Source organism: Streptomyces sp. AB3(2024), assembly GCF_041862025.1.
GTDB lineage: Bacteria > Actinomycetota > Actinomycetes > Streptomycetales > Streptomycetaceae > Streptomyces.
In genome coordinates, this window is sequence record NZ_JBGWAB010000197.1 from 1 (window position 1) to 9,530 (window position 9,530).

Genomic DNA, 9,530 nt, shown 5'->3' on the forward strand with positions numbered 1-9,530 from the left:
GCCGCTGCGTGGCGGGCGCGCCGGGGGGCGCGGCCCCGACGGGGGACGGCGGAACGGGAGCGGGCACCGGGCCGCCCGCGGGGGGATCCGCCGCGGAGGCCGTCCCCTGCGCCCACCACCCGCCGGACCCCCGCTCCGGCTCGGGCTCCCGCTCCGGCCGGGAGCCCGGCACGTGCACGCGTACGGGTTCCAGCAGAGGCACCGCGCCGCCCTCGCCGGTCCCCCAGGAAGTGGCCCGCGACCCGTCCAGCGCGTCGGCGCCGCTCGGCGCGTCCGCGCCCAGCAGCCCCTGGGGCAGCACCAGTACGGCGAGCACCCCGCCGTAGATGTTGGACTTCAGCTCGACGGCGATGCCGTGGCGGCGGGCCAGCGCCGAGACCACGAACAGCCCGATCCGCCCGTCGGCCAGCAGGTGCCGCACGCTGACCTGGTCGGGGTCCCCCAGGAGGGCGTTCATGCGGTGCTGCTCCCCGGCCGGCATGCCCAGTCCGCGGTCCTCGACCTCGACCGCGATCCCGGCGGTGACCCGCTCCGCCCGCACCACGACGTCGGTGTCGGGGGCGGAGAACACCGTGGCGTTCTCGACGAGTTCGGCCAGCAGGTGCACCACGTCGGCGACGGCGTGTCCGCGCACCGTGCCGCCCGCCGGGGGCACCACCTTGACCCGTGTGTACTGCTCGACCTCGGCCACCGAGGAACGCAGCACCTCGCTCAGGTCGATGGGCCGGGTCCACTGGCGCCGCGAGGCGGCCCCGCCGAGCACGGCGAGGTTCTCGGCGTGCCGCCGGATCCGGGTGGCGAGGTGGTCGACGTGGAAGAGCTCCTTGAGCAGATCGGGGTCCTCGACCGTGTCCTCCAGCTCGTCGAGGAGGGAGATCTCGCGGTGCACGAGCGACTGAAGCCGGCGCGCGAGGTTGACGAAGACCTCCACCTTGCGGTCGCTGTCGCTCGGGGCGGCCGGGACGGCCAGTCGCAGCAGGGTCGTGTGCGCCTGTTCCCGGGCGCCGCGCAGCTCCTGCGCGAGCAGCCAGAACTCGTCCACCCCGGCCGGATCGGTGGCCGCCGGCGGACCGCTCGGCCCTCCGCGCACCGGCCGTCCCGGACTCTCCCCCCGCTCCAGCCGCTCGGCGGCCGTCCGCAGCTCCTGCCGGCCCCGCACGCTGGAGCGGCGCAGGGCCTCGCAGCGGTCGCGCACGGCCTTGGCCGCCCGCTGCGCGCCGAGCAGGGCGCAGGCGAGGGCGCCGACGACGAGCAGGGCGCAGCCGGTGAGGACGGGCCACAGCCGGGCGTCGCGCGCCCCGGCGCCCCCGCCGAGCTGGAGGGTGAAGATGACCGCGGCGGTGCCGCTGAGCCCGGCGGCGAGCGTGGGCAGTACGGCGGCGCGCAGCAGCTGGGGGCGTATCTGCCGGCCGGGTCCGGTGACAGCGTGGCTCGACGGGGCGTGGCGGGCGGCGCGGAATCCGGACATCGGCGTCCTCGGTACGTGGGGCCCGGCCACCGGCGGTCCCGGGGCCCGGTATTGATCACCGGATACCCACGCTAGACCGCATGCTCCCGCCCCTGACGCCCAGTTGGGGAACTTCGGCGGGCTGCTTCCCGCTCCCGATGGAGCGCTCGTACGAGAGGCCGAATGCGCCGGGAGCGCGTACCCCGGCACGGCCGGGGGGGGCGTACGCCGCCCGGCCCGCGCTCCCGACGAACCCCGGGAGCCCGGGCGTCCGACCGGCCCCCGGGCCCCACGGTCCGCTACGCCCCCACGGCCTCCGGCTCGCCCTGTCCGGCCGGTGCCGGGGCGACGGGAGCGGCCGCGGGCCGCGCCCGTACGGAGGTGGCCGTCACCGGGGCCGGGGGCGCGGCCACGAAGGGGCGCCACCAGGCCTGGTCCGGGGCGTCGGCCGCGCCCGGTTCGAAGGGCTGGCCCGGGATCGGCAGGGCGACGGCCGCCCCGGCCGCCCCCGCGGCGGCGACGGTCCCCTCGCCGGGCTCGTCCCACGGGTGCGGGGCCAGGTTGAAGGTGCCCCAGTGGATCGGCAGCATCGTCCCGTGCGGGAGTCCGCCCTGGAGGTCGAGGTGGGCCTGGATCCCCTCAGCGGGGGTCATGTGGATGTCCGGCCAGTACTCGGAGTAGGCGCCGATCTGGATCATCGTCGCGTCGAAGGGGCCGTGCGCGGCGCCGATCTCCTTGAAGCCGGGGAAGTAGCCGGTGTCCCCGCTGTGGAAGATCCGGTGTTCCCCGCCCGTCACGACCCAGGAGGCCCAGAGGGTGAACTGCTGGTTGCGCAGCCCGCGGCCGCAGAAGTGGCGGGCCGGGGTGGCCGTGAGGGAGAGACCGGCGACCTCGGTCGTCTCGTTCCAGTCGAGCTCGCGCAGCCGGTCCGGTGCCACTCCCCAGCGCTCCAGGTGCGCGCCGACGCCGAGCGGGACGGCGAAGACGGTGTCCGTGCCGGCCAGTGCCTTGATGGTGGGCAGGTCGAGGTGGTCGTAGTGGTCGTGGGAGATCACCACGACGTCGACCTCGCCGAGGGAGGCCAGCGGCACGGGGACCGGGTGCAGCCGCTTGGGCCCGGCGAACGGGAAGGGGGAGCAGCGCTCGCCCCAGACCGGGTCGAAGAGCACCCTGCGCCCGTCGATCTCGGTGAGCACGCTGGAATGCCCCATCCAGGTCAGACGCAGCCCGCTGACCGGCGGTTTCCCCAGCTCGGCGAGGGTGGTGGGGTACACCGGGATGGGGGCGCCCGGGTTGCGCCGTACCCGCTGCTCCTTGTGGAAGTAGATCTTGGCGAACTCGACCATCGACCCGGAGGGCCTGGTCCGTGCGCCCACGGGGTTCTGGAAGACGCCGTCGGCGAAGTTCGGCGAGCGCAGGATCCGCTCCAGCCGTGCGCCGGAGGGGTCCGCGCCGAAGGCTTCGGGCCGCAGGGCGCGCAGCCGGGGACGCAAGGGAAGGGAGCCGGTCAAGGCACCTCCAAAGGTGCAGGACGGTGGGACGGTCTACGACTACGACCATCCCAACGCGCACCGGCCCCCGAGGATTCCGCGTACGGCCCGCGTGTCGGCCGGATCTCCCGGCCGACCTCCCCCCGGGCCCCTGCGCCGGCCTCCCGTGCCGGTCTCCCGGCGGGCGCCCCCGGCAGCCCTTCCCCCACGGGTCCGCTAGAGCGGCAGCAGGTCCGGGCGCTTGGCCTCGACGTGGTCGCCGGAGGACTCGCCGCGCAGCCGGCGGCCGATCCAGGGCACGAGGTGCTCGCGCGCCCACTGGATGTTGTCCCGGGTGACGTCCACCGATCCGCGCGGCGGGGTGGGCGGCCACGGCTGGTCCGGGTCGGCGGGGACCTCGTAGCCGAGGACCTGTGCGGCGCGGAGCGCGACACGGGTGTGGCCCTCGGGCGAGAGGTGCAGCCGGTCGCCGTCCCAGGCACGGCGGTCCTGCACCGACTTCAGCGACCAGAGGTCGAGGACCGGGCAGTCGTAGCGGTCGGCGATGGCGCGTACGTGCGCGCTGTACGTCGCGACCTTGCCCCGCAGGTGCTTGAGGACGGGGACGCCCCGGGTGTCGAAGCCGGTGGTGATCATGACGAGGCCGACGGCCCCGGTGAGGTCGGCCACCGCCGCCTCGAACCGTTCCGCCACGTCGTCCGGGTCACTGCCCGGCCGGATGATGTCGTTGCCGCCCGCACAGAAGGTGACCAGGTCCGGGGCGAGGCCCTTGGCTCTGGGCACCTGTTCGGCCACGATCTGGTCGAGGAGCTTGCCCCGCACCGCGAGGTTCGCGTACCGGAAGTCGTGCTCGTCGCGCTGATCGGCCAGGAGGACGGCGAGCCGGTCCGCCCAGCCGAGATAGGAGTCCCCGGGTCCCGGGTCCCCCACGCCTTCGGTGAAGCTGTCCCCGATCGCCGCGTACGAGCCGATGGTCTTGAGGTTCGTCTTCGTCGCTGCCACGGGACGACATCCTTCACCCCCGTCACCAACCTACGCCAACGTAATGAGGGGTTGACGGACCGTGATCTATACCACGCGGGGGATAAGGAATAAGTACACGTGGGGCCGGGACCCCCCTCAGGTCCCGGCCCCGCGCGTGTCCGTGCCGCTGCCGCGGCTCCCGTCAGACGTTCACGCCCTTGGAGCGGAGGTAGGCCAGCGGGTCGATGTCCGAGCCGTAGGACGGGCCGGTGCGGATCTCGAAGTGGAGGTGCGGGCCCGTCACGTTGCCGGTGGCGCCGGAGAGGCCGATGCGCTGTCCGGCGGTGACGCTCTGTCCCACCGAGACGGACAGCTGGGAGAGGTGGCCGTACTGGGAGTACTTGCCGTCGGCGTGGCGGATGACGACCTCGTTGCCGTACGCGCCTCCCCAGCCTGCGGAAACCACCGTGCCCGCGCCGACCGCCTTGACGGTGGTGCCGGTGCTCGCGATGAAGTCGACGCCGGTGTGGTAACCGGAGGACCACATGCTGCCGCTCTGGTGGTACGGGGTGGAGGTGCCGCCGTCGACCGGGGCGACGAAACCGGAACCGTTCGCGGGGGCCGCGGAAGCAGCGGGGGCCGCGGGCGCGGGGGGCGCCGGGCTCCGGTCGGGGGTCTTGGCCGCCGGTCCGCGCGAGGCACCGGACTCCGGTGCGGGGGTCGCGGCGGCGCCGTCGGCGGTGCCCCCGCCGGCCGCGGACGGTGCCTCGTCGGCCGCCGGAGTCCCGCTGGAGGATTCCTCGGCCGCGGCCTCAGGAGCCTTCGGCGCGGGGGTCCCGGCGCGGCCGCCCAGGGTCAGCCGGAGGCCCGGGTGGATGAGGGAGGGGTTCGCGCCGACGGCCTCGCGGTTGTCCGCGTAGAGCCGCTCCCAGCCGCCCTGGAGGTGGCGCTCCGCAGCGATCTTCGACAGGTAGTCGCCCGGCACGACGGTGTAGACGGCCTGAGCGGCGGAGGGGGCCGAGGCCGGAACGGCGACGGGGGCCCGGAGGGCCTGGGGCACCTGCGCGGGCGGAGCGGCCGGGGTGGCGGCGTGGGCGCCGGCGGCGACCGTCAGCGGCAGCGCGAGGGCGGCGCCACCGGTGCCGGCCACGGCGAGGCCGCGGGACAGGGAACGGGACTTCGGACGGCGGTGCTTACCCTTTGCGGGCATGACGAATTCCTCTCCGGCGCCTGCGAGGTGAGCTGTCGGGTTCGGACTGGAGATGTCCGGCCGCACCCGTGGAACACGCGTACGGCTTCACCCCGAGCCGCCCGGAAATGATCCGGAACGGCGACTTACCTGGTTCCCCCGCTCCTGCCGCGCGCGTCGATGGTCGGGTGCGGTTCCCGGGTGGCGGCAGGATGAGGCGGTCCACCCGGATCGATCGCGAAGGTAATCCAGCGGGAGTGCGCACAACAAGCCGTGAATTCCCTGACGGAATAGCAGGAATGAGGGATCAACGGAATTCCCGTCACCCTCCGTCCATTCCCCCGCGGCAACAGCCGCCCTGGCAAGGGAATTCGGATTTCGCGATCAGGCACGGACGGTCACCGTATGATCTGGCTCACGGGGCCTGGCGCGATCTCGCCTCCACCCATGGCAAGTTGTTCCCAACCAGAGCAATTCGGACACGCAGGACACGCGGAGGAGCGCACATGACCCAGCAGATACCCCAGCCCCCGCCGAGCGGCCCGGAGCCGGAGCACGGGCTCTCCGGAGTGCGCAATTTCCGCGACCTGGGCGGCCTGTCGACCGCCGACGGACGGAGGGTCAGGCCAGGACGACTGTTCCGAAGCGGACATCTCGCACATGCCACCGAAACCGATACGGAGTTCCTCGAATCCCTCGGGCTGCACACCGTCTTCGACTTCCGCAACGGAGCCGACCAGGCCCTGGAGGGCCCGGACGTCGAGCTGGCGGGCGTGCGCAACGTGAACATCCCGCTGTCGGATCCGGCCGACGGGCGGGAGTTCTGGAAGATGGTCCGCGACGGGGACCTCGCCCGGCTCCGCACCGTCCTGGGCGACGGCAAGGCGGCCACCCGCATGAGGGACTCGTACCGGACGATCATCCGCACCCGCACCGCCGAGCACGGCCGGGTGGTGCACGCGCTCGCCGAGGACAGCGTCCCGGCGCTGATGCACTGCGCCGCGGGCAAGGACCGCGCGGGACTGTCGATCGCCGTCACCCTGCTCGCCCTGGGCGTCCCGCGCGACGCGATCGTGGCCGACTACCTGGAGTCCAACGCCCCGCACAACCGCTACCGCGTCCGGCGCGGCGGCGACGCGCCCGAGGACCGCTCCCCCGAGGTCATGGAGCTGCTGGCCCCGCTGTTCGAGGCGCGCGCCGAGTACCTGCTCGCGGCGTTCGACACCATCGACGGCCGGTGGGGCGGGGTGGACGGCTACCTCGCCGAGGGCCTCGGCCTCGCGCCCGCCACGCTGGACCGGCTGCGCGACCGGCTCCTCGCCGACTGAGGCCCGGCAGGGGCCGTGGCGGGGGCAGTGCGGCGGGGGCAGTGGCGGGGGCAGTGGCGGGGGCAGTGGCGGGGGCAGTGGCGGAGGCCGCCGCACGGCCCCCGCCGCACGCTCGGCGGTTCGCTGCTCAGCGGTTGCCGACCGCCTGCTTGACCAGGGTCCTGCCGAAGTCCCACATCAGGCCGCCCCCGCCGTGCGCTTCGTCCATGACCTCACGGAACGCCCCGACGAACCGGTCCACGTCCCCTTCGTCCACGATCAGCGGCGGGATGAGCTTGATGACCTCCAGATGGTCGCCGGAGACCTGGGTCAGGATCCGGTGCCGGTTGAGCAGCGGCGCCACGACCATCTGCGCGAACAGCCCCTTGCGGGCCGCCTGGAGCACGGCCCAGCGGCTGCGCAGCCCCAGGGAGGACGGCCGGCCGAACTCGATGCCGATCATCAGGCCGCGCCCGCGCACCTCGTGCAGCAGCTCGTACTCGTCCACCAGCGCCGCGAGCCGCCCGCGCAGCAGGTCGCCCGTCGCGCGGGCGTTGGCCACCACCCGCTCGTCGTCCATGACGGCGAGGACCGCCAGCCCCGCCGCCATCGCCTGCGCGTTGGAGCCGAAGCTGGCGGAGTGCACCAGCACCCGGTCCATGGAGGAGTAGACCTTCTGGAAGATCCAGTCCTTGCCGAGGGTCGCCCCGACGGGGACGTAGCCGCCGGAGAGGGCCTTGGCCACGCACACCAGGTCCGGTTCCACGCCCGGCTCGTGCTGGTACGCGTAGAAATCGCCCGTCCGGCCGAGGCCGGTCTGGACCTCGTCCGCGATGAGCAGCGCCTTGTGGCGGTGCAGCAGTTCCTGTGCGGCGCGCAGGTACCCGGGCGGGGCGGCGAGCACGCCCTTGCCCTGGACCGGCTCGACGATCAGGGCGGCGACGTCCCCGCGCCGGAGCTCCGCCTCCAGGGCGTCCAGGTCCCCCATCGCGATCTTCGTGTCGGGCAGCAGCGGGGCGAAACCATCGCGGAAGCCGCCCTCCCCGTTGACCGACAGCGAGCCCGTGGTGAGCCCGTGGAAGGCGTGGTCGCAGTAGAGGATCCTGGGCCGGCCGGTGGCGTAGCGGGCGAACTTCAGGGCGGTCTCGACGGCCTCGGTGCCGCTGTTCCCGAAGAAGACCCGGTCCAGGTGGGGGCTGTGGCCGAGGAGCTTCTCGGCCAGCAGTCCGGGCAGCGGCTGGCAGTCGAAGCGGGTCAGGTCGGCGAGCTGGGCGTCCAGCACGTCGTGCAGGGCCCGGCGCACGACGGGGTGGTGCCGGCCCAGGCCCATCACGCCGAACCCGGCCAGCATGTCGAGGTAGTCGTTGCCCTCGTCGTCCCAGAAGTGGGCGCCCTCGGCCCGCACGTAGACCTTGTCGAAGCCGATGGTGCGCAGCATCCGGGGCAGCTGGTGGTTGAGGTGGCGGGCGTGCAGCTCGTAGCGCTCCCCGCCGCGCTCGGCCAGCAGCGCGGTGAGGTCGAAGCCCTTGCCCCCTCCGGGCGCGGACGTCATGACGAGGCGGCCCGGTTGCCGCCGATCGTCTCCCGGGCCGCGCGCAGGGACTCCTTGAGGGACCCCATGGTGGCGAGGACGGCGGTGGGCTCGTAGCCGCAGTGCGCCATGCAGTTCGCGCAGCGCGGGTCCTTGCCCCGGCCGTACTTGCTCCAGTCGGTGTCCTCGATCAGCTCCCGGTACGTGGGCACGTAGCCGTCGCTCATCAGGTAGCAGGGGCGCTGCCAGCCGAAGAGGGAGTAGTTCGGAATGGCCCAGGCGGTGCAGGGGAAATCCGCCTTGCCTTCGAGGAAGTCGAGGAAGAGCGGGGAGTGGTTGAGCCGCCAGCGCAGCCGGTTGCCTCCGGCGAAGGCCTTCTTGAAGAGTTCCCGGGTCTGTTCGACGCCCAGGAAGTGTTCCTGGTCGGGTGCCTTTTCGTAGGCATAGGCGGGCGAGATCATCATTTCGTCGACCTTGAGGTCGTCGTTGAGGTAGTTCAGCACCTCGATGATCGTCTGGGGTGTGTCGGTGTTGAAGAAGGTGGAGTTGGTGGTGACCCGGAATCCGCGGCGCTTGGCCTCCTTGATGGCCGCCACGGCTTCGTCGAAGACTCCTTCCTTGGCCACGGATTCGTCGTGGCGTTCGCGCAGCCCGTCGATGTGGACGGCGAAGGCGAAATACGGGGAGGGGGTGAACTTCTCGATCTTCTTGCGGAGCAGCATCGCGTTGGTGCAGAGGAAGACGTATTTCCGCCTGGCCACGAGCTGCCGCACGATCTCGTCGATCTGCGGGTGCATCAGGGGCTCGCCGCCCGCGATGGACACCATCGGGGCGCCGGACTCCAGGACGGCGCCGACCGCCTGGGCGACGGGCATGCGCTGCTTGAGCACCCCCGCCGGATGCTGGATCTTCCCGCACCCCTCACAGGCCAGGTTGCACGCGTAGAGCGGCTCCAGCTCGACGATCAGCGGGAACTTCTCGCGCTTGCGGAGCTTCTGTTCGAGAAGATAGGTCCCGACCCTGATGGACTGTCGCAACGGCATGGCCATCTGGCTCACCTCCTGGGGAGCAGCAACGAACGGTGCCAGTCATGGAACGCGGGCCGTACGGCACGCAGCACGCGGAAGGCCGATATTCCACCGCGCACCGTGCCGATACGGACGAGCTCGTGCTCCGGAGCGTCCACGATCACCCGGACGGCCGCAAGGGGACGGTCGGCGCCCCCGTGTGCGGTCCACAGGGTGGCCGCGGACTCCATGTCGACCGCGATGGCACCGGTGGCGCGCAACTGCGCGCGCTCCTGCCCGCGGACGACGTGGTCGGATCCGGTCAGTGCGCCGAGGTGCACGGTCCGGCCGGGCACCGCCCGGGCCAGTGCCTCGGCGAGGAGGGCGGTACCGGTACAGGCGACCACCCCGCGCGGGTCCCTGGTCTCCTCGGCGACGACCAGGTCGCCGGGGTGCATCCCGGGAACGAGGCCGGCGCAGAAGCCGGTCGCCAGGACGGCGGCCCGCTCCATGCCCGGCCGGCCCAGGGCCCGGGTGAGGGCGCGCTCGGCCGCGCGCGGGCCCATGCCGGTGCGCAGCAGCGCCCCCTCCGGTGC

8 protein-coding genes and 1 riboswitch are annotated in these 9,530 nt (G+C 73.1%); of the genes, 1 reads left to right on the plus strand and 7 read right to left on the minus strand.

What is annotated here, in order from left to right:
- From ACEPPI_RS38155 to ACEPPI_RS38170, 4 genes are all read right to left on the minus strand, one after another.
- Positions 1 to 1,468 (minus strand): sensor histidine kinase (locus ACEPPI_RS38155; RefSeq protein WP_373919849.1); only part of this gene is annotated, 1,468 nt, incomplete at its 3' end.
- Between the two features lie 278 nt (positions 1,469 to 1,746).
- Entirely contained in the window at positions 1,747 to 2,958 is a 1,212-nt protein-coding gene (locus ACEPPI_RS38160; RefSeq protein ID WP_373919850.1) for an MBL fold metallo-hydrolase, read from the minus strand.
- A gap of 195 nt (positions 2,959 to 3,153) precedes the next feature.
- On the minus strand, positions 3,154 to 3,939 hold the full coding sequence (locus ACEPPI_RS38165) for an SGNH/GDSL hydrolase family protein (RefSeq protein WP_373919851.1): 786 nt from the start codon (positions 3,937 to 3,939) through the stop codon (positions 3,154 to 3,156).
- Between the two features lie 163 nt (positions 3,940 to 4,102).
- Entirely contained in the window at positions 4,103 to 5,110 is a 1,008-nt protein-coding gene (locus tag ACEPPI_RS38170; RefSeq protein WP_373919852.1) for a LysM peptidoglycan-binding domain-containing M23 family metallopeptidase, read from the minus strand.
- A gap of 4 nt (positions 5,111 to 5,114) precedes the next feature.
- Positions 5,115 to 5,279, minus strand: a riboswitch (cyclic di-AMP (ydaO/yuaA leader).
- A 316-nt stretch (positions 5,280 to 5,595) separates the two neighbouring features.
- Between ACEPPI_RS38170 and ACEPPI_RS38175 the strand changes: the two genes are divergently transcribed.
- Entirely contained in the window at positions 5,596 to 6,417 is an 822-nt protein-coding gene (locus tag ACEPPI_RS38175; RefSeq protein WP_373919853.1) for a tyrosine-protein phosphatase, read from the plus strand.
- Positions 6,418 to 6,544: 127 nt separating this feature from the next.
- Here the strand turns inward: ACEPPI_RS38175 and ACEPPI_RS38180 are convergent, their stop codons facing one another.
- The 3 genes from ACEPPI_RS38180 to ACEPPI_RS38190 form a co-directional block, all read right to left on the minus strand.
- Positions 6,545 to 7,948: an aspartate aminotransferase family protein gene (locus ACEPPI_RS38180; RefSeq protein WP_373919855.1), complete on the minus strand. Its 1,404-nt coding sequence runs from the start codon at positions 7,946 to 7,948 to the stop codon at positions 6,545 to 6,547.
- On the minus strand, positions 7,945 to 8,976 hold the full coding sequence (gene hpnH / locus ACEPPI_RS38185) for an adenosyl-hopene transferase HpnH (protein ID WP_373919856.1): 1,032 nt from the start codon (positions 8,974 to 8,976) through the stop codon (positions 7,945 to 7,947). Before hpnH ends, ACEPPI_RS38180 begins: the two co-directional genes overlap by 4 nt.
- A gap of 5 nt (positions 8,977 to 8,981) precedes the next feature.
- The coding region (locus tag ACEPPI_RS38190; protein ID WP_373919857.1) for a 1-hydroxy-2-methyl-2-butenyl 4-diphosphate reductase at positions 8,982 to 9,530 on the minus strand (549 nt) is incomplete at its 5' end.

Coding starts and splice junctions, on each gene's coding strand:
- ACEPPI_RS38175 (WP_373919853.1), top strand. CDS start 5,596: ATGACCCAGCAGATACCCCAGCCCCCGCCGAGCGGCCCGGAGCCGGAG.
- ACEPPI_RS38170 (WP_373919852.1), bottom strand. CDS start 5,110: ATGCCCGCAAAGGGTAAGCACCGCCGTCCGAAGTCCCGTTCCCTGTCC.
- hpnH (WP_373919856.1), bottom strand. CDS start 8,976: ATGGCCATGCCGTTGCGACAGTCCATCAGGGTCGGGACCTATCTTCTC.
- ACEPPI_RS38180 (WP_373919855.1), bottom strand. CDS start 7,948: ATGACGTCCGCGCCCGGAGGGGGCAAGGGCTTCGACCTCACCGCGCTG.